We start from the raw sequence: 17,941 nt of genomic DNA on the forward strand, positions 1-17,941 counted from the left end.
CACTCCAAAGTAACTGTACCCGATTGAATAAAAGTACATAATATTCGCGAATTATATTCCAACTAAGGCTTTTTTTCAAGCGGGGGAGGAAATGTGAATGAAATGGCTATGAATTGAGGCTCAAGAATTTACACAATTCCGTTTTTAAAGGCAAAGGCGGCGAGCTGTGTTCTATCCGAAACAAAGGTCTTATCAAATATTACCGAAATATTGTTTTTGATAGTGCCTTCAGAAAGCCCCTGCTTATAGGCAATCTGTTTATTGGAAAGCCCTTCAGAAACGAGCCTTATAATTTCTACTTCCTTTTGGCTTAAACCGTACTCGTCTTGAATTTCGGTCAAGGGCCTTAAAATTCTTTCTTCTGTTTCTTCATTGTTTTTAAAAAGCATGGTTTTTGCGACTTCAGGGTTTATAACGATGTTTCCCGAAATGGCAGCCTTGATTCCGTCATAGATTACGTCGGGCGAGCTGTCTTTTAAAAGATAGCCGGATGCTCCGTATTGAAGGGCTTTTTGAATATATTCCGTATCGTTAAATGTGGTGAGAATCAAAATCTTTGTATCGGGAAAATCTTTTTTTATTTTTTTTGCGGCTTCCACTCCGTTACATTCGGGCATTCTTATATCCATGAGGAGGAGCTCAGGCCTTTTTTCTTCACATATTTTTAAAGCTTCATTTCCGTTATTGCCTGTTGCAACAACTTCAATATCCGGATAGGTAGAAAAAATAAATTTTAAGCCCTCGCATATGAGCTTTTCATCGTCTACAATCGCTATTCTCATAGGGCTACTATAACACAGTTTGTACACCTGAATCAAGAACTTAGGTTTTCAAAAGCTCTTTACAGAGTCGGCTTTTTTAATTAAAATCAAAGGGATATTTTTAAAGGGGCTTTGTATTCTATGCAAAATATTATGGATAATTTTCAAATGTGGCTTTCGGAATATTCTGTGCGAAGCGATATTTTTTGGCTGATTAGCGTTTTGGCTTTTTCTTTTATTCTTCACAAAATATTAAAAAAGACGGCAACGGGAGCAATAAGAAAGATTATTTCACGCCTTACGGCTAAGACAAAGAGCAAGTTGGATGACTATATCTTTGATGAAATCCATGTTGAACGCATTTCTTTAATTATCTACATATTTGCCTTTAATTTTTTATCGGTAAAGCTTAGCTTCGGTGCCGCTGTCATGCAAAAGCTTTCAAGTATTATTTTAATCTGGATAATCATAAGGCTTTTGCACGGCCTTTTGGACGGGCTTACAGCCTATACCGAAAATGCCCCTCAGTTTGAAGGCAAGCCCTACCGCAGCTATATTCAGGTTTTTATCCTGATTGTTTATATTGCAGGTTTTATAATTGCTGCGGGAACAATCAGCGGTAAGTCTCCCTTAACCCTCTTAAGCGGAATAGGAGCGATGACAGCCGTTCTTCTTTTGGTCTTCCGCGAAACGATTTTGTCCTTTGTGGCAAGTTTGCAAATTTCTTCCTACGATTTGGTGCGCCGAGGAGACTGGATTTCGGTTCCCAAATACGATGCCGACGGGGATGTTACCGAGGTCGCCTTACATACGATAAAAATTCAAAACTGGGATAAGACGATTTCGGTTTTGCCTACAAGCGACCTTATGCAAAGCGGTTTTAAAAACTGGCGCGGTATGCAGGAAACGGGCGGAAGGCGTATCAAGCGTTCAATCTTTTTGGATGTTTCTTCCGTAAAATTTATGGATGAAGAGCTGAGGCGCAGGGTAGGGAAGATAGAGCTTTTAAAGTCCTATTTTGCCGAGGTTGAAAGCTCCGACATAAGTGCCCAATACGGCAGCGATACCGAGCATCCCTTAAACGATAGAAGGCTTACCAATATCGGAACCTTTAGAATGTACGTTACCAGATATCTTCAAAGCCTTGACACCTTACGAAAGGATTTGACTTTTTTGGTGCGCCAGCTTGAACCGGGAGCTACAGGGATCCCATTGGAGATTTATGTTTTTACGGCAACTACGGTCTGGGGCGAATACGAAAAAATTCAGGCCGATATTTTTGATCACCTTTTTGCGGCTGTCCACGAATTCGACCTTAGAATCTTCCAATATCCTGTGGGCGGTTTTTTGGCAAAAAATTAAAAGCTTACTATTTAGAGGGTTTTTATGGGTAAGAATAAACGGAAGGGCTTAACGCTGTATATCTTTCTTAAATACCTCCTTTTTGCGTTAATCGTAATTATAATTGCAGGCTCCGTTTTTTCTCTTTTTAATAAAAAAGATACCGGTGAGCTTATAAAACCCAAAAGCCCTTCGGAGATACGCGGAAAAAAAGCTCTTTATGCCGACTTGGGGCGGCTTAGGATTCCTACGGCCGATAAGACATCCGGAACCCTTGTAGTTTTTCCCGTTTTGGAGTATAATTCTGAGGATAAGGCCTTTGAAGAAGAACTTGTTCAAAAAAAGGAAGCTATCCGAAAAAGCCTTATCGATTGGTTTTCGCAAAAAACCGTATATGAACTTTATACCATGCCCGAAAATGAGGTAAAAAAAGAAGTATTGACCGAGGTAAATTCTATCTTGAATTTATCGCGTATAAAGCGCATATATTTTAAGGACTTTGTTATTTTGGAATAAAAATTGTTAAGGGTAAAATTTTGGAGGATTAAAATGAGCGGACAACCTGTTGCTGCTGCACAAATTATTATAGCCGTTGTTCCTATAGTCGGTATTCTTATGGCCGGCGTTTTAATTTTTTTCTACTTATTTTGGCGTAACAAGCAGATAATCTGTCAAATTCAAACTAAAACATATATTCCGATAAAATTCAATTTGTCGGGGTTTTGCCTTATATCCGGAATTCTTTTATTGATGATAGGAAGCGTTTTGACTGCCCTTTTTTCCGTAATAGACGGAGTAAGTTATGTTCTTTTAGGAGGGCTTGTTCCCCTAAGCTGCGGTATAGGTCTTTTGGCCTACTATTTTATCTCATCAAGGGCCGGGAAGGAGAGGTCTAAAGATGATTAAATTTTCCGGTTTCCTCAGAAAAGAATCTCCTGAAGCCTTACAAGACCGCCTCTTATGTAAAGCCGTCCTTGCAGGAAATACCGAAGCCTTCAGCCTCATTGCTGCAAAGTATCAAAAGCGTGTCTACTCTTTGGGGATGAGCTTTTTTAAAAACCATGACGATGCGGAGGATTTTGTACAGGATATAATGCTTAAAACCTTTTCGGCCCTGCCCAAATTCCGCGGCGAGTCTTCTTTTTCTACATGGCTTATGAGGATTGCCTATAATTCGGCGATAAATTCCGTTAAGCGTAAGAGAGAATTCGTTTCAGCCTTTGATGATTTTGAGATAAAAACAAACGATTTAACTCCCGAAGAAAGGCAAATTCAAAACTGTGTAAAAAACGCAATCAGGCGGGCTGTAAACGATCTTCCCGAAAAATACAGAATATGTATAGACCTTTACTTTTTTTACGATATGCCCTATGCCGATATAGAGTCCGTTACCGGAATCCCTGTAAATACGATTAAATCCCATATTTTCCGCTCAAAAAAAATATTAAAGACAGAGCTTGAAAATCAAGGGATTTACGGACAAGAGGAAAGTCCTGAATATCCGGTTTTATTTAAATTGAATTTGGCCTATGACATGTAATGAAGCTATTAACCGTTATATGATGCTTGATAAGCATGAGGCGGTTCCTTTTACCGTTACCTTTCATCTTTTGCGGTGTAAAAAATGCCGCAGCCTAGTCCGTGCTCTTACCCAGGCTTCAAATCTATATACTTCTTCTTTACGGACAAAGGCGGATGAGGTTCTTACCGAAAAAACTATGGTAAAGATTCAGGCTGCTGCTCCGGATTTTTTTAATTTGCAGGCCGAAAAATATCAACTGCCCACCGTAAGTATCCTGCCTTGGGCCCTTGTCGGCATATTGATGATTGTCGGTCTTGCCTATATCCCCTTTACAGGAATAGGTAAATGGGCTGCGGAAAATTTTAAGCTTAGTTTTGTAATTCCCTTTGCTCTTGTTTTTGCCGTCTTTGTGAGCGTTTATTCTGCTATCTTTGTTTACCGTAACCTTGATTTTTTTGTAAAAAAATTCGATCTAAAAAAAGAGAAGGTTTAGTTCCATACGGCCACGGGGTTTATCGTTGCTCCGTTTTTATATACCGTAAAATGAACATGGGGGCCGGTACTTCTTCCTGTAGTTCCTACGGTTCCTATCTTACTTTGAGGTGTAACATACTTTCCTCGTGAAGTTAAAATAGTATGCATGTGTCCGTAAAGGGTTTGATAACCGGAGTGATGTCTTATTATAACATAGTTGCCGTATACATTGCTGTAGCCCGTCGCGGCTACGGTTCCCGGAAGGGCTGCGTAGATGGGAGCACCGTGGTATGTCGCAAGGTCTATTCCGTTATGAAAGCTGCGTTTTCCCGTAAAAGGATCCCTTCTCCAGCCATAGCGGGAGGTTACCCTGTATCTTCCGTGTATAGGAGACTTAAAAAGATCTCCGTTGATTTCTTGAAGTGTTATCCAATCCAGCTTTGCATCAGGCAAAAAGATAACGGAACCTGCTTTTAGAATATTGTTGTCCGAAATATTATTTACCAGAGCAAGTTTTTCCAGCGAAATTTTATAGGTATCGGCTAATTTTTCAGGGGTGTCGCCTTTTTTGGGTGTATAAACGATTCCGTCCATTGAGGGAATCTTTAAGAGCTGGCCTATTTGAAGGGTTCTTGTATTTCGAAGTTTATTTACGCTTATAATTGCGTCCTGACTTACCCCGTAGCGGGAAGCTATTTCGCCTACCATGTCGCCTTTTTTTACGGAATATACTATGTAGTCAAGCGGGGGGAGTGTTATATCCGAAATTTCCTTGTCAGGTCTAAAAGTAGGCAGCCTTGTATCTCCTCCTCCCATTCCGTCATCCAATGAGTTTTGAGGCACACTAATAACATCAAACCCGTTTAGCGCGAAATAGGCTGTACCGAGTACTAGGAGAAAAACGATTATACCTGCAAACAAATAGTGATTTTTTTTCATTTAAACCTGCAAAACTTTTTCGATTTAATTATCGGCAAAAAGTAAATTTTATTCACTCTTTCCAAGTAAATTATAATAAAAACTGCGAAAAATTGCAAGGTAATAGGCAACTTTAATCCTTTTAAGTTGTCTAAATAATTATGAAAGAAGAAAAAATTAAACGCAGATATTCTATAGGTGAAGAAATTGCAAATGCAGTAACCCACGGCATAGGGGCAGGTCTTTCGATTGCAGCCCTTGTGCTTTTAATTATAAGGGCAGCCCGTTATGCTCCGCAGGATTTGAAAGCCGGTTATATTGTGGGTTTTACAATCTTCGGTGCATCCCTAATAATCCTATACCTTTTTTCAACCCTCTATCATGCCTTGCCTTTAAAGGCAAAAAAAGTATTCGGTATTTTCGACCACTGTTCAATCTATATTTTGATAGCCGGAACCTACACGGCCTACTGCCTTTCGGCCCTTCACGGGGCTGTCGGCTGGGCCATCTTCGGTATTATCTGGGGAATGGCCGTTCTAGGCATAGTTTTATACTCGATATTCGGAAGCCGGGTGAGGGTTCTATCGGTTATAACCTATATTCCCATGGGCTGGCTCATCATCTTTGCGGCAAGGCCCTTAAAAGAACAGCTGCCCCTTTTAAGCTTTAAGTTTTTACTTATAGGCGGAATTCTTTACACTGCCGGCTGTATTTTTTACGCAATGAAGAGGGTAAAATGGTCTCACAGCATCTGGCATCTTTTTGTGATGGCCGGGAGCATAATGCACTTTTTTTCGCTTTATTACAGTCTTTAAATTTTTTAGCTTTTTATAGTTTTTCGCTTAACCACTCGTCAACGGTACCTTCTTCAGGATCAAAGCTTACGCCGATAAGGATAATTTCTTTGCTATCTGCCTTGTACCTTTCGGCATAGTTTTTTTCTTTGATTTGTTTTAAGGCCGCTTCCGCATTTTCTTTTAGTTTAAACTCAAAGATATAAATTGCCTTTTCGGTTTTTACAACGCAGTCCGTTCTTCCTGTAGATGAGGGTGTTTCAACTTCGACAAACTGTCCCATAAGGGCAAAGATCAAATAAACACAGACTTGAAAATTATGCTCTTTCAATGCGATGCTTTCGCCGCTTTCTTTTTTTACGGTGTCGTAGGGAAGACTTGCCATTATCGACTTTAGCCTTTGCATAAATTCGTCCACCCTTCCGGCCTTTAAATCTTTTGTAAACTGAACCACATTAAAAGAGGTTTTTATAAAACTTATATTTGAATATTCGGGTAAGAGGTTGTACAAAAAGCCGTAACGCACTTCCTCATTTGGAAAGCCCAGCCTGTACATCCTGTATTCTTTATCGTAATCCTTAATCGTTAAGTAGCCGGCTTGAAAGAGTACCGGTATAACCGAGTCCGCACCTACTCTGTAATCCGACAAAAAGGATTCAATCATTTCCACATTTCCATCCAATTCGGGAATGTTGTAGTCCTCTCTTTTTAATTCGTTTACCAAAAAGGTCGGTGTTCCCGTTGCAAACCAATAATCTGCAAATTGTTTTCCATCAAAAACATTGAGCAAACTAAAGGGATTGTATATTGTTTCGGTTCCGTAAGAAAAACAATAACCGTCATATTTTTTCTTTAAAGCTGAAAGACAATCCTCATAGCTTAACTCGTTTCTTTCAGCTAAGGTCTTTATTTCCGGGCGGAAGGTTTCCTCTAACTCTTTTTGAGTTAGTCCGCAAATAGCCGAATATTCAGGTTTGAGACTTATGTCGTTTAAACTGTTTAAATCGCTGAATATGCTTACCTTGCCGAATTTGGTAACTCCGGTTAAAAAAGCAAACCGGAGATATTGATCGGTACTTTTTAATACGGAATAAAAGGCTCTTAAGACAGCCTTGTACTCTGCGTTTAGCTCTTCATTTAGTCCCATTGTTTGAAGAAGAGGTTTATCGTATTCATCTACCAAGATGACAACCTGCTTGCCTGTTTTTTCGTAGGCTGTTTTTATAGCTCTTTCAAATCTTGAACCTAAACTGTCTCTACTGCCGGGGATAATTTCATATTGTTTTTCTATATCTTTAAGTAAAAAATCTAACCTTTCATTGAGTGCTTCCGTATCGGCATACTTTCCTACATTAAAATCAAAATAGAATACGGGATATTCTTGCCAAATTTCTCTTTTTCCTTTTTCGGCTTCTTCAAACTTTTCGATTGCCAAGCCCTTAAACAATTCTTTTTGACCCAAAAAATAGGCTTTCAATGTAGAAAGAAAAAGGCTCTTTCCGAACCTTCGCGGACGGCTTAAAAAGTAGACACGGCCTGAAGAAGCCAGTCTATAAACATATTCGGTCTTATCAATATAGAGAAAATTATCATCACGCAATACCTTAAAACTCTGTACGCCTATAGGCAGTTTTCTACTAAAATCCATCATAACTAATAGTCTAGCATAAGGCTTGACTGCTTGTCAATCGAGGTGTTCCCCGGCAGACAGGCGATAGACTATGCTTTAGTTTTTTATAAAGAATTTTGCGCCATTAAGCGGTATGAGTGTAAAGTCAGTCGTAGTTCCGCCTATGGAAAAATCTACCGTGGAGTCTGTGAGTTCTCCTTCATTTCCCATATCTAAATCAAAGCCTTTTAGATGACTTATACTCTTATTATTTCCGGAACTTCCGTTAAAAGTTTCATAGTTAAAAGTCATCACAAGACCGATGCCGGTAACTGGAATCATATCAGTTACGGTAATGTATCCGAATTTTCCTTCATTTGTTTTATAAATAATGGAGGATGGTGCACCGCTTTTAGTCTGTTCGTTTGAAGACATAAAACCTTCCATTCCGGCTATTGAATCCTCGGTTAATGGTAATGTAGAAAAATTTAGTAATTTTCCGTCATCACTAATAACCCAATACTTTGGACCTGTTGTTGGAGACTCCACTTTAAATTTGGTCTTATTTTTAGGAGATCCGCTTGTTATTGCTCCGCTTAATACCTTTGTACTTGAGTTATAATTTTCAGGCTCAATGCAGGCTACAGGTGTATTATCTGATAGAGTTCCTTCTAGCTCAATAACAGAGCCGGCATCGATATAAATTTTACTCTTTGTATCTAGTTTTACTTTGTCGCCCGAAATAGTCAGCTTTCCGCCTGCAATAAGTGCTATTCCTCCTCCTTTTCCTCCTAGATCACCGCTGCTTGCTTGCCCGTTTTTGAGAGTAATATTTTCTAATTTGAGTGTTTTGCCGCTTGTAACCTTAAATATTCGGGACAGGTTATTTGCATTAAGAACGGCTGTAGAAAAACCTGCTTGTTTTATAGTGAGGTTTCTGCCTATTGAAATTTCCCCGTTATTGCCGCTCGCTGCTGCTATTTCTCCGCTTATCAAAATAGTCGGGACTCCGCTTGATTTGCCGGCTTCTGTTTTAAGCTTAGTCCATGCGTTGCCATCGGTTGAAGATATTGTTACACTATCACTGACAACCTTATAATAAATTATTTTGGTATTTTCAGGCATTCCTTCAGCAGAAACTCTAATCTCTACCTGATAGATTGCAGACGATCCTTCAACAGGAAGAAATACTGTTGCATTATCGATGCCGCTTGGATTGCTTACAAGATTACTAAAACCTATTCCTTTTTTGATATAGCAATTTATATAAGCCCCCGGAGTGCTTGTCGAAAGATTAAGCTTTACATTATTTGTTCCTTCCTTTGCGTTTATTTCATGTGGAGAGGCTGCACTGTTAGTGTTGTTTAAATTTGCCGAAGTTGTTCCCGTTGATGTATCAAGATTTACGGTTACAGAAGGGCTGTTTGCAGGCGTGCTGATGTTTATAGGAGAAGCACCAAGACCTCGTTCATCTTTAATCTGAATCTGATATGTTTTACTTGCTCCTTTTAGAGGTACAGGAACTTTTAGGTATATGAACCAATTTTGGTGTGAGTCAGGATAATCAGGTTTTGGTAATACATTTACTATGTCTTCATCATCTAAATCTTCTGCTGCACTGTGTTTAATAAGTCGGATTCCTGAGTTACTCTGTATAGGCGGAGCAAAATCCGTATAATCACCATTCATACCTATTATCATTCTAGTGTGGTCTACGAATAGATAATGAACATCTTGATGTAGCCTTTCATACTTGAAAGTACCGGGCAGGTTCCCCGATTCAACATTATAGCCGGGCATGTCTTTTACTTTAAAGACGAGAACATAGTGATATTTTCCTTCTTCATTTTTTTTTGTTTTACCGCAGCCTATATAGTCAAGTTCAGGAGCCGGCGAGTTCACTTTTAATTTAAAACTCCGGGTTAAAAACTTTCTCCCTTCTTTGCTGTAAAGAATGATTGTAGGGTGCAGATCTACGATACCGCATTCATTTTTTCGTAAAAAGCCGCTCTTTAGAGTGAGAATAAGTTCTGTAGGATTGGGTTGAGTAAGGGTATAATCCGTATTGTACACGGGCGAGCCTGTTCCTGAGCCTATTACTCCGTTTCCGAAGACTATGATGTCGTGAGGAGCCCCCGGTTCTCCGGGAAGTTTTAAAGTGTAATTTTGCGGGTTTATAAGTTTTATTTTTATGATTTGATCGGTATCACTTTTTATGCAGGGATAGTTTTGTGTGTCTGTTCCAATAGAAGGTATATCTATACTTTGAATTATAATTGTAGATGACCAATATTCAAAATCTCTTTCTATATCTGCTACAAACTGATCACATCCGGAAAGTAAAAGGATAATTACGAGGTTTATAAAAAAAAATAATTTTTTACACATGAAATTTCTCCTTACACTACTATACCATTATAGCATAGGATAAGACGCTTTTCAATAATTCTGAAATAAAAATTGATAAAAAAGGAAAAGTGGGCCCAGCTGGACTTGAACCGGCGACCCGCGGATTATGAGTCCGCTGCTCTAACCAACTGAGCTATGGGCCCTTAAAAGAGTTTTGAGTATATCAAAAAGTTTAAAACTTGTCAATCGGTAAATTAAAATTTGTCAGGGTAAACTTGTGCTCGTTTTGGGTAAAAAATTTGCCTCGTTATCTACCAAATTGGGAGAAAGTTTGGGACCGAACTCGCTGACTCCGTATTTATCGAATTTTTCTCTCGGCTCTTTTAAGGGTGCCGAAAAGCCCAAGTCTATGTCCGAAAAAGAGGCGCTCATCGAGATAAATTTTTTAGGTTTTGGAGGAGAGAGAGCTAAGAGCCTATCGGTATATGCTTCCCCTGCATAGATGAACTTTTCGCACTTTTGTTGGGTTACAAAGAGGTTGCAGTGTTCTTTTTCTTCGGCTATCTCAATTTTTGCCTTTGAAAAGTTTAAGCAAAAATCGGCCGCACTTACAATGCCGTTATTAAATGTGAGGCTGCCGTTTGAAAGTGCAATCAGGCTGTTTTTTAAGCGGGAGCCGGTAATTTCAGCCTTGTTAAAATTCCCCGAAGCCGAAAAATGGACGGCCTTTATGCCTTCTATCTTTATGGAAGAATGAGATGCTAAAACTCTGCACGATTCGAGTAAAAAATCTTTCGGAACATAGATAAAGAGCTTTCCGCTTGCCGGCCTTATCTCTGTAAACCTCAACTTTTTTTTATGCTCAACTATCGAAAGTTTTGTGCCCGATTTGAGCTCCGTTCGATAGGCTATTGTGTCGCCGTCATAGCTGCTTATAAAAACATCCACCTCAGAAACGGCGGCTTCTATATTTACAACCCTCTTTTGAACCTTCGTTAAATTCTCAATATCTTGAGAAAAAAGGGCAGAGCCGTAAAAAAGAGAAAAAAAACATAAACCCAAAAAAAGTCTACACTTCAACCTTTGCATTTTCGTTCCAATAATAGGAATCGGGATAGTTTCTTTTACCGAAAATTGCAGTGCCTACCCTTATCAGGGTCGAACCTTCTTCGATGGCAATTTCAAGATCTCCGGTCATGCCCATAGAAACTGCCTCCATGGAAACATTCGGAATCTTCTTTTCGGTAATCTCCTTGCGGATTTTTTGCAGGAGTTTAAAACAAAGCCTTACCTTATCCATATCATCGGAAAAAAGACCTATTGTCATAAGGCCTTTTATGTTTAAGCAGGGAAGTTTTGCAATTTTTTCGGTAAGATCGAGCGCTTCTTCAGGCTTACACCCGAATTTACTTTCTTCTTCGGAGGTGTTTACCTGAATAAGAATATCTATGCTTTTTCCTTCAGCCTCAAGTCTCTTACTCAACTTTTCGGCCAGGTCAAGCCTGTCTACAGACTCGATGCAGTCGGCATATTTTATAACATCTTTTATCTTATTGGTTTGAAGGTGGCCTATAAAATGGGTTTCATGCCTTACCGATGAAAGAGCCTCGTATTTTTCGCAAAGTTCCTGAACCTTGTTTTCTCCGATTAAAAGTTCTCCGTATTCAAAGGCCTTTAAAATGCGTTCTGGTGTAACTGTCTTTGTGGCCATAAGAAGTCTCACCTCTTTAGGGTCCCTCCCGCAAGCCTTACAAGCGGCTTCCATCCGTCTATGGACTTCTTCTAAATTTATTTTAATATCGTCTTTCATAATTCCCCCATAAAATCTTGTATGTGATATTCTACCCAAATTTTCTTTCTTATTCAATCATGTTGATAAAGCCTTTTGACAAAGATTGATAATGAGGGTATAATCGCAGGGTATGAATAAGGCTATACCCGTATTAAATAAAACCAATCCCATCTCTGCCGAGCAGGTGCTTGAGCTCATCCTCGAAGCCCTGAGAGAGCTTGTCAATTACGAGCTCGCAGTTGTAATGCGTTTTGAAGATAATAATATTTTAAAGGTCAGGAAGGCCTTGGGGCCTCTTTCATCTAAACTCCTTGAGGATTTTACCATAAATTTAAATTCCAGAAAGGATATAGCTAAAATTTTATCCGAAAAAAAAGCCTATCTTTTTGATGAGGCAAGTCCTCATGTCGATACCTATGACGAAATAATGGAACTGCCCGAAAACCATTCTTGCTTGGTAGCTCCCCTCTACATAGGGGATAATGCTATAGGAATGATGACCTTGGATCACAGAATGTGCTCCCAGTTTACTCCCGAAATTGTCCGCTTTGTTTCTACAATTTCAAAGCTGATTTCCGTTGCCTTGGTTCAAACAGATGCATCCCAATCCCTTATTCAAAAAACCGAAAGCCTCTTGCTTGAAAGAAATGTTTTGCTCCGGTCGTCGACAAATGTTTTTAAGGACATGGTCGGAACTTCCCGGGCTTGGACTACCGTTTTGGATTCTATAAAACTGGTTGCGGCCTCGGATGTGCCTGTTTTAATTTCGGGAGAAACGGGAACGGGAAAGGAACAGGCTGCCCGCACCATTCACAGGCTTTCCAACAGGGCGGAAAAACCCTTTGTGCCCGTAAACTGCTCGGCCCTTGTGCAGAGCCTTGCCGAAAGCGAAATCTTCGGGCACGAGAAGGGGGCCTTTTCGGGTGCGGCGGCCTTGAGGAAAGGAAGGTTCGAGCTTGCCGACGGAGGAACCCTCTTTTTGGACGAGGTCGGGGATTTACCCTTTGATTTACAGCCCAAGCTTTTGCGTGTTCTTCAAGACGGAAAATTCGAGCGTGTCGGCGGGGAAAAGCCCGTTTCCGTTGATGTACGCATAATCGCTGCAACCAATGTCGATTTGGCCGAGGCTGTTGCCATGGGCCGCTTCCGTGAAGACCTTCTTTACAGGCTGGATGTTTTTCCTTTACGGCTTCCGCCATTAAGGGAAAGGGAAGATGACATAGCTCTTTTAGCTGAGCACTTTATTTCGGATATACGCAAAAGAATAGGATTTGAGAACACAAGTCTTTCTATGGCTGCTATCGAAAAACTTATGTCTATGCCTTGGCATGGAAATGTCCGCGAGCTTAAAAACGTTGTGGAGCGTGCCGCTATTCTTTCTCAGGGCGGAGAAATTCCTGCCGAGCACTTAGTTCCCGGCACAAGAGAATCCTATGTTTTAAACGGGGTACAAAAAAAGCCCGTAAAAGCCGCCGGCAATAAAGAGGCCGAAAAAGATAAGGTTTTGCCCGAAGAAATTAAGACCTTTGATGAGGCCCAAATCGAAATTATCGAAAGAGCTCTCTCAGCTTCTAACGGAAAAATTTACGGAAAAGACGGAGCCGCAGCTCTTTTAAACCTAAAACCCGGAACCCTCCAAAGCAAGATGAAAAAGCTCGGCATAAAGTATTAAGAAAGATAGATAAAATCCGTTATAAATAAAAAAGCCGATTAAGTAATTTTGTTCTTACACAAAACTTCTTAATCGGCTTAAGCCGGGACCGGAGGGACTCGAACCCCCTACCTACTGCTTAGAAGGCAGTTGCTCTATCCTGATGAGCTACGATCCCAATACTGTAAGGATCGGGATGGAGGGATTTGAACCCCCGATCTTCTGGTCCCAAACCAGACGCCTTAGCCCCTAGGCTACATCCCGATGCGAGTCAACATAATACGCAAAAAGTGCATCAATGTCAATACCTGGGAGCAAAGGTTTTTTATAATTTGATTTTTACACCGAGTCTTCCGCTTATAGACTTAGCTAAATCAGGCATATGATTTGATGCAATATCTCCTGAAGTCGTTTTGTCGCCTATTTTGTTCGACCACTTACCTGATACAGGTTTATAGTATGTATTCGAAATACCTGCAAACATTCCGATCTTATTGGTAAACATAAATGAAGCCGTAAGATTGATTCCGGCCCCTATGTTAAAGAATCTATTTGTGATACTTACATTTCCTGATGACCACTTAAACACTGAACCGCCGAATGCTAAACCTCCTCCCAAAAAGAGGTCAAATCCCTTTCCCGGTTTAAACGTATAACCGGCACCGAGCATTGTGTCGCTTACAAAGGTACGGTTAAAAGCAAATACCGTGCTTACAAATACTGACCAGTTTTTCGGAAGAGGGTAAGATACCCCTAAATTAAATCCGAATAAGCTTTTTGATTTTATCCCCTGATGTTTAAAGCCGTCATGCCTTGTATCATTATCAAAATAGTGTAATTGATGATTTGTATAAGCCGCACCAGCTTCCAAATTTAAACCGATTGATTTTGCTGTCAGCATCCCTGTAAAAACCAACGCAAAAACAAGACAAACAAAAAATATTTTTTTGTTCATAAAATACCTCCAAGATATAAAAGATTATCAATACTAATAATCTTAAAAAAATCGGTATTTGTCAAGCCTCAAACGTACAATTGCTCTAAAGTCTTGACAGAATTCAAAATAAAAAGTACAATTTTATCATGTTAGATTACAAATTTATTAAAGAAAACCTTGAAGCCGTAAAACAAAATATTAAAAACCGGCACATGAATGCGGATGCCGATAAGGCTGTAGAACTGTATGATAAGCGTACTGCTCTCGTTACCTCCTTGCAGAACCTGCAAAAAGAACGTAACGATAATTCCCAATCAATGAAACAAAAGCTTAGTCCCGAAGAAAGACAAAAATTAGTCGATCAGGGGAAGATTATAAAAGAAAAAATTGCCCAAGTTGAGTCCGATTTAGCTGAGGCTGAAAAAGCCTTACACGAGGCTGTAAGCAAAATTCCGAATATGGCTCATCCCGAAGCTCCTGTCGGTAAGGAAGATTCCGATAATTTGGAAATAAAACGCTGCGGCACAGTGCCCAAGTTTGCTTTCGAACCTAAGGATCATGTTCAGCTCGGTCAAGATTTGGATCTTATCGACTTTGAAGCCGGTACAAAGGTTTCAGGCGTTAAATTCTATTTTTTAAAAAATGAGGCCGTATTTTTGGAGCAAGCCCTTACCATGTACGGGCTTAATATATTAAGAAAACACGGATTTAAGCCCTTTATCACACCCGATATAGCAAAAGAGGAAATCTTATACGGTATAGGTTTTAATCCTAGAGGGGAGGAATCAAACGTATATTCTCTTGAAGGCGAGGGCACTTGTTTGGTTGCAACTGCCGAGATTACTCTGGGAGGCTACCATGCCGATGAGATTATCAAAAAGGAAGCTCTTCCTTTAAAATACTGCGGTATTTCCCATTGTTTTAGGCGGGAAGCCGGAGCTGCAGGCCAATTTTCAAAGGGGCTTTACAGGGTACACCAGTTTTCAAAACTGGAAATGTTTGTTTACTGTACGCCGGAAGAATCGGATGCTGTCCATGAGGAGCTTCGGGTAATCGAAGAAGAAATATTCACCGGACTTGGAATCCCCTTTAGGGTTGTCGATACTTGTACAGGCGACCTTGGAGCTCCTGCTTATCGAAAGTGGGACCTGGAAGCATGGATGCCGGGAAGAAACGGGGGAGAGTGGGGAGAGGTTACTTCTACTTCAAACTGTACCGATTATCAGGCACGCCGCTTAAATATACGCTACAAGGACGATGACGGTAAAAACAAATTCTTACATACCCTAAACGGAACAGCCATTGCCATGTCCAGGGCTATGATAGCTATCTTAGAAAACTATCAGCAGGCTGACGGTTCTATTAAGATACCCGAAGTGCTTGTGCCCTATTGCGGATTTGATAAGATCGGTTAAAATAAACAGTCTTTTAGAATTGAAATAAAAAAGCCGGAACTCAAGTCCGGCTTTTTTTTATGTGCTTGATGTAAGCTCCGAAATATCTTTTTTCCATTGATAGAGCTTATTTTTGTCTTCCCATTCTATAAGCTTTATTATTTTAAAATTCTTACGTATCTTCGGGTTTTCAAAATATGCAACTGCAAAATTTCCGTTTCCTATGTAAATGACTTCTTCTCCTTCTTTGAGGTTTTCAGCCTTTTTTAAAAACTCAATAACGCAGTCAAAGTGTACGGGAAGACCGCTTTCTTTATCGGCAATTGCATAGCTTAGATCCTGTATTATTTCTCCGCATTTTGTACATTTGTATTCCGGATATTCTATTTTTTTAAAAGCCGGTTCCATATTTTGGGCTTGGAATGGTTTATTTTTTTTGATTTGGCCGTCAAAAGGACGTTTGGAACCTGCATCATCCGTTCGTTTTTCCGGTCTTTGGCTTCTGCCGGGTTTAAACCTTCTTTTGCTCATACTCTGCTCCTCTTGTTTAAATTCATATCTTCGTAATCCAAGCCTCCATTTAAAATTCTTTCCGTTATGATTGAAGCCAATCGGTAAATAGCGGCATTTATATATTCGGGGTCTTCAAGTTTTAATTCCATTGCATGAATTTCCGCATCCGTTAATACGGTATTGTGGGTTGATGTGTTTTTTTTATGTGGAAATAAATTCACACTAGTCATAGCAATCTCCAAAGGCATCTTTTAAATGTAATATCTCAAACGGCTGTTCCAAAAAAGGGTTGGACCTTAACACAACCACATCAAATCTTATATACATCTTATTATATTTTCGATGATTTAGGAGAAAACATTTAGCTGTTTTTATAATCCGTTCTTGTTTTTTTTTGTTGATAATAAGATCCAAATCGGATAGTTCGGTTTTTAATAAGGTTTTTACTTCGACAAAAACCAAGACCCCGCAGGGTAGATTTTGATCGCTTTTATCTAAAGCGATTATATCTACCTCTCCTGTGCGGGTTCTCCAATTTTTTTCTAAGATAAGATAGCCCTTATCGGTAAGCCAATCGGATATAAGTTTTTCTCCTTTTGAGCCAAGAGAATCCATTATTTATTTCTGTAAACCCTTGGATCGATAGCTCGAACTATAAAAAGATTTTTATTTTTCTTTAAATCTACGGGCTCCGAATTATCATCTAAAACCTCTCCTGTTGAGTCAATCAGGATACGGATGAAGGGGCGCATCGGTGCTTCCGGTGAGCTTTTAATTACTCTGGCAAGAGAAGCATCATTCATTAAAACAATGGAGCCGATAGGATAAATTCCCACACTTCTAATCATAGCCTTTATTATTTCGGGATCAAAAATGCGTGCATTATCTGCGAGCAGGTTTTTCATGGCTTGATATCCCAGCATTAGATCTCGGTATGACTTAGGTGTTATCATTGCAACAAAGGCATCGGCTACGGTTATAATTCTTGCTCCTATATCGATATCGGTTCCGGAAAGACCGTTAGGATGGCCCTTTCCATCCCACCTTTCGTGATGCTGCATGATGCTCAAGGCAATTTCTCTTGTGTACATGAGCTCACTCATGGCTGTCTTATAACCGTATGCAGTATGAGCTGCAACAGCCTGCTTTTCAATATCAGTCAGGGTTTCTGTTTTATTGAGGATTTTTTGAGGGATTTTCATCATACCGACATCGTGTAAGAGGGCTGCAATAGTTATTTCGTTAATTCTATTTTTTTGAAGTTCAAGAGCTTCGCTTAAAATTATGGCTAAGATAGCCGTATTTACTGAGGATCTGGCCAAATTATCTTCTTCAAGCTCGGTGCCCAATATAAAACCCACACAAAGAGGGGGATTTTTTCTGACAAGTTCTATCAACTGTGTTGCGTGATAATTTACAGGCATATTATCCAACGGTTTTCTGGCTTTGAAATTTTCAAATATTTTTTCAAGGCTCTTTATAATTTCCAAATATTCGGTATGGAGCTGCATTGAGCGGGGGTCTTGTGTAAGTTTTAGAATACAGTCAGCAGAAATCTCTCCTATTTCTGTTCTTTTAAGTTTAGTGCCGTTTATGGGATATTCTTCCTGAACTTCTTCGACTTCATCATCCAAATCTTCAAGATCTTCTACTTCACTAAGCTCTTCTACTTCTTCGTCTAAGGTTTCTCCCTCAGGTACGGGTTCTCCTGATGTAACTACATATTGGATTTTCCACCTTTTTAAAGTATTTAACTCATTTTCGCTTAACGGCATACCCCTTAAAAGAAACATGTTTCGCCCGTCATCAAAAAACACGGGAGCCGAAAAACGGGCTCCAATCTTTAATTCAGCCGTTTTAATTTTCTTTAACATTTTAATTCCCCT

General features: G+C 39.7%; 19 protein-coding genes and 3 tRNA genes. 8 read left to right on the forward strand and 14 right to left on the reverse strand.

Annotation, left to right across the window (positions count from 1 at the left end):
- Positions 1 to 128: 128 nt before the first annotated feature.
- A complete protein-coding gene (locus tag E4O07_RS02225; protein ID WP_253687042.1) occupies positions 129 to 782 on the reverse strand; it encodes a response regulator transcription factor in 654 nt (217 codons plus the stop codon).
- 120 nt (positions 783 to 902) lie between these two features.
- On the opposite strand from E4O07_RS02225, the gene E4O07_RS02230 reads away from it, so the two are divergent.
- From E4O07_RS02230 to E4O07_RS02250, 5 genes are read left to right on the forward strand one after another with little or no spacing between them, the layout of a single operon-like run.
- Positions 903 to 2,123: a mechanosensitive ion channel family protein gene (locus tag E4O07_RS02230; RefSeq protein WP_253687043.1), complete on the forward strand. Its 1,221-nt coding sequence runs from the start codon at positions 903 to 905 to the stop codon at positions 2,121 to 2,123.
- A gap of 24 nt (positions 2,124 to 2,147) precedes the next feature.
- Complete coding sequence (gene fliL / locus E4O07_RS02235; protein ID WP_253687044.1) at positions 2,148 to 2,618, forward strand: flagellar basal body-associated FliL family protein; 471 nt, start codon at positions 2,148 to 2,150, stop codon at positions 2,616 to 2,618.
- 33 nt (positions 2,619 to 2,651) lie between these two features.
- The gene (locus E4O07_RS02240) at positions 2,652 to 3,008 is read left to right on the forward strand and encodes a hypothetical protein (RefSeq protein ID WP_253687045.1); all 357 of its coding nucleotides are present in this window, start codon (positions 2,652 to 2,654) and stop codon (positions 3,006 to 3,008) included.
- Entirely contained in the window at positions 3,001 to 3,642 is a 642-nt protein-coding gene (locus E4O07_RS02245; protein WP_253687046.1) for an RNA polymerase sigma factor, read from the forward strand. The genes E4O07_RS02240 and E4O07_RS02245 overlap by 8 nt, the downstream gene beginning before the upstream one ends.
- Entirely contained in the window at positions 3,632 to 4,117 is a 486-nt protein-coding gene (locus tag E4O07_RS02250; RefSeq protein WP_253687047.1) for a hypothetical protein, read from the forward strand. The genes E4O07_RS02245 and E4O07_RS02250 overlap by 11 nt, the downstream gene beginning before the upstream one ends.
- On the opposite strand, the gene E4O07_RS02255 is transcribed toward E4O07_RS02250, so the two are convergent.
- A complete protein-coding gene (locus E4O07_RS02255) occupies positions 4,114 to 5,037 on the reverse strand; it encodes a M23 family metallopeptidase (protein ID WP_253687048.1) in 924 nt (307 codons plus the stop codon). The genes E4O07_RS02250 and E4O07_RS02255 overlap by 4 nt on opposite strands.
- Positions 5,038 to 5,177: 140 nt before the next feature.
- Between E4O07_RS02255 and E4O07_RS02260 the strand changes: the two genes are divergently transcribed.
- On the forward strand, positions 5,178 to 5,831 hold the full coding sequence (locus E4O07_RS02260) for a PAQR family membrane homeostasis protein TrhA (protein WP_253687049.1): 654 nt from the start codon (positions 5,178 to 5,180) through the stop codon (positions 5,829 to 5,831).
- 13 nt (positions 5,832 to 5,844) lie between these two features.
- Here the strand turns inward: E4O07_RS02260 and E4O07_RS02265 are convergent, their stop codons facing one another.
- The 5 genes from E4O07_RS02265 to E4O07_RS02285 all read right to left on the reverse strand — a co-directional run bounded on the left by E4O07_RS02265 (position 5,845) and on the right by E4O07_RS02285 (position 11,578).
- Positions 5,845 to 7,458 (reverse strand): ATP-binding protein, encoded by a 1,614-nt coding sequence (locus E4O07_RS02265; protein ID WP_253688108.1) that lies wholly within the window; start codon positions 7,456 to 7,458, stop codon positions 5,845 to 5,847.
- A 78-nt stretch (positions 7,459 to 7,536) separates the two neighbouring features.
- Entirely contained in the window at positions 7,537 to 9,807 is a 2,271-nt protein-coding gene (locus E4O07_RS02270; RefSeq protein WP_253687050.1) for a hypothetical protein, read from the reverse strand.
- Between the two features lie 90 nt (positions 9,808 to 9,897).
- A tRNA-Ile gene (locus E4O07_RS02275) sits at positions 9,898 to 9,971 on the reverse strand.
- A gap of 61 nt (positions 9,972 to 10,032) precedes the next feature.
- Positions 10,033 to 10,857, reverse strand: a complete 825-nt coding sequence (locus E4O07_RS02280; RefSeq protein WP_253687051.1) for a DUF4097 domain-containing protein — start codon at positions 10,855 to 10,857, stop codon at positions 10,033 to 10,035.
- Positions 10,838 to 11,578 (reverse strand): YggS family pyridoxal phosphate-dependent enzyme, encoded by a 741-nt coding sequence (locus tag E4O07_RS02285; protein ID WP_253687052.1) that lies wholly within the window; start codon positions 11,576 to 11,578, stop codon positions 10,838 to 10,840. Before E4O07_RS02285 ends, E4O07_RS02280 begins: the two co-directional genes overlap by 20 nt.
- Positions 11,579 to 11,690: 112 nt before the next feature.
- Here E4O07_RS02285 and E4O07_RS02290 point away from each other — a divergent pair, with 112 nt between their 5' ends.
- A complete protein-coding gene (locus E4O07_RS02290) occupies positions 11,691 to 13,232 on the forward strand; it encodes a sigma-54-dependent Fis family transcriptional regulator (protein WP_253687053.1) in 1,542 nt (513 codons plus the stop codon).
- An 83-nt stretch (positions 13,233 to 13,315) separates the two neighbouring features.
- Here the strand turns inward: E4O07_RS02290 and E4O07_RS02295 are convergent.
- The 3 genes from E4O07_RS02295 to E4O07_RS02305 all read right to left on the reverse strand — a co-directional run bounded on the left by E4O07_RS02295 (position 13,316) and on the right by E4O07_RS02305 (position 14,166).
- A tRNA-Arg gene (locus tag E4O07_RS02295) sits at positions 13,316 to 13,389 on the reverse strand.
- A gap of 13 nt (positions 13,390 to 13,402) precedes the next feature.
- A tRNA-Pro gene (locus tag E4O07_RS02300) sits at positions 13,403 to 13,475 on the reverse strand.
- Positions 13,476 to 13,536: 61 nt separating this feature from the next.
- Positions 13,537 to 14,166 (reverse strand): DUF2715 domain-containing protein, encoded by a 630-nt coding sequence (locus E4O07_RS02305; protein WP_253687054.1) that lies wholly within the window; start codon positions 14,164 to 14,166, stop codon positions 13,537 to 13,539.
- A 128-nt stretch (positions 14,167 to 14,294) separates the two neighbouring features.
- Between E4O07_RS02305 and serS the strand changes: the two genes are divergently transcribed.
- A complete protein-coding gene (gene serS / locus E4O07_RS02310; RefSeq protein ID WP_253687055.1) occupies positions 14,295 to 15,563 on the forward strand; it encodes a serine--tRNA ligase in 1,269 nt (422 codons plus the stop codon).
- A 57-nt stretch (positions 15,564 to 15,620) separates the two neighbouring features.
- Here serS and E4O07_RS02315 read toward each other — a convergent pair whose 3' ends face one another.
- The 4 genes from E4O07_RS02315 to E4O07_RS02330 are packed head-to-tail and all read right to left on the reverse strand — an operon-like array spanning position 15,621 to position 17,929.
- Entirely contained in the window at positions 15,621 to 16,073 is a 453-nt protein-coding gene (locus E4O07_RS02315; protein ID WP_253687056.1) for a hypothetical protein, read from the reverse strand.
- Positions 16,070 to 16,285 carry a hypothetical protein gene (locus tag E4O07_RS02320; RefSeq protein ID WP_253687057.1) on the reverse strand — a complete coding sequence of 72 codons (216 nt, stop codon included), beginning with the start codon at positions 16,283 to 16,285 and terminating at the stop codon, positions 16,070 to 16,072. Before E4O07_RS02320 ends, E4O07_RS02315 begins: the two co-directional genes overlap by 4 nt.
- Positions 16,278 to 16,670, reverse strand: coding sequence for a YraN family protein (locus tag E4O07_RS02325; protein ID WP_253687058.1), 393 nt, complete (start codon positions 16,668 to 16,670; stop codon positions 16,278 to 16,280). The genes E4O07_RS02320 and E4O07_RS02325 overlap by 8 nt, the downstream gene beginning before the upstream one ends.
- A complete protein-coding gene (locus E4O07_RS02330) occupies positions 16,670 to 17,929 on the reverse strand; it encodes a cyclic di-GMP phosphodiesterase (RefSeq protein ID WP_253687059.1) in 1,260 nt (419 codons plus the stop codon). Before E4O07_RS02330 ends, E4O07_RS02325 begins: the two co-directional genes overlap by 1 nt.
- Positions 17,930 to 17,941: the final 12 nt, after the last annotated feature.

It is taken from the genome of Treponema sp. OMZ 798 (assembly GCF_024181385.1).
Taxonomy (GTDB): domain Bacteria; phylum Spirochaetota; class Spirochaetia; order Treponematales; family Treponemataceae; genus Treponema_B.

Bases quoted from the DNA above. Each gene is read 5' to 3' on its own strand.
- E4O07_RS02240 (WP_253687045.1), top strand. From the start codon at position 2,652: ATGAGCGGACAACCTGTTGCTGCTGCACAAATTATTATAGCCGTTGTT.
- E4O07_RS02260 (WP_253687049.1), top strand. From the start codon at position 5,178: ATGAAAGAAGAAAAAATTAAACGCAGATATTCTATAGGTGAAGAAATT.
- E4O07_RS02230 (WP_253687043.1), top strand. From the start codon at position 903: ATGCAAAATATTATGGATAATTTTCAAATGTGGCTTTCGGAATATTCT.
- E4O07_RS02320 (WP_253687057.1), bottom strand. From the start codon at position 16,285: ATGACTAGTGTGAATTTATTTCCACATAAAAAAAACACATCAACCCAC.
- E4O07_RS02265 (WP_253688108.1), bottom strand. From the start codon at position 7,458: ATGGATTTTAGTAGAAAACTGCCTATAGGCGTACAGAGTTTTAAGGTA.
- E4O07_RS02325 (WP_253687058.1), bottom strand. From the start codon at position 16,670: ATGGATTCTCTTGGCTCAAAAGGAGAAAAACTTATATCCGATTGGCTT.
- fliL (WP_253687044.1), top strand. From the start codon at position 2,148: ATGGGTAAGAATAAACGGAAGGGCTTAACGCTGTATATCTTTCTTAAA.
- E4O07_RS02315 (WP_253687056.1), bottom strand. From the start codon at position 16,073: ATGAGCAAAAGAAGGTTTAAACCCGGCAGAAGCCAAAGACCGGAAAAA.
- E4O07_RS02280 (WP_253687051.1), bottom strand. From the start codon at position 10,857: ATGCAAAGGTTGAAGTGTAGACTTTTTTTGGGTTTATGTTTTTTTTCT.
- E4O07_RS02270 (WP_253687050.1), bottom strand. From the start codon at position 9,807: ATGTGTAAAAAATTATTTTTTTTTATAAACCTCGTAATTATCCTTTTA.
- E4O07_RS02305 (WP_253687054.1), bottom strand. From the start codon at position 14,166: ATGAACAAAAAAATATTTTTTGTTTGTCTTGTTTTTGCGTTGGTTTTT.
- E4O07_RS02330 (WP_253687059.1), bottom strand. From the start codon at position 17,929: ATGTTAAAGAAAATTAAAACGGCTGAATTAAAGATTGGAGCCCGTTTT.
- E4O07_RS02290 (WP_253687053.1), top strand. From the start codon at position 11,691: ATGAATAAGGCTATACCCGTATTAAATAAAACCAATCCCATCTCTGCC.
- E4O07_RS02255 (WP_253687048.1), bottom strand. From the start codon at position 5,037: ATGAAAAAAAATCACTATTTGTTTGCAGGTATAATCGTTTTTCTCCTA.
- serS (WP_253687055.1), top strand. From the start codon at position 14,295: ATGTTAGATTACAAATTTATTAAAGAAAACCTTGAAGCCGTAAAACAA.
- E4O07_RS02250 (WP_253687047.1), top strand. From the start codon at position 3,632: ATGACATGTAATGAAGCTATTAACCGTTATATGATGCTTGATAAGCAT.
- E4O07_RS02245 (WP_253687046.1), top strand. From the start codon at position 3,001: ATGATTAAATTTTCCGGTTTCCTCAGAAAAGAATCTCCTGAAGCCTTA.
- E4O07_RS02285 (WP_253687052.1), bottom strand. From the start codon at position 11,578: ATGAAAGACGATATTAAAATAAATTTAGAAGAAGTCCATAGACGGATG.
- E4O07_RS02225 (WP_253687042.1), bottom strand. From the start codon at position 782: ATGAGAATAGCGATTGTAGACGATGAAAAGCTCATATGCGAGGGCTTA.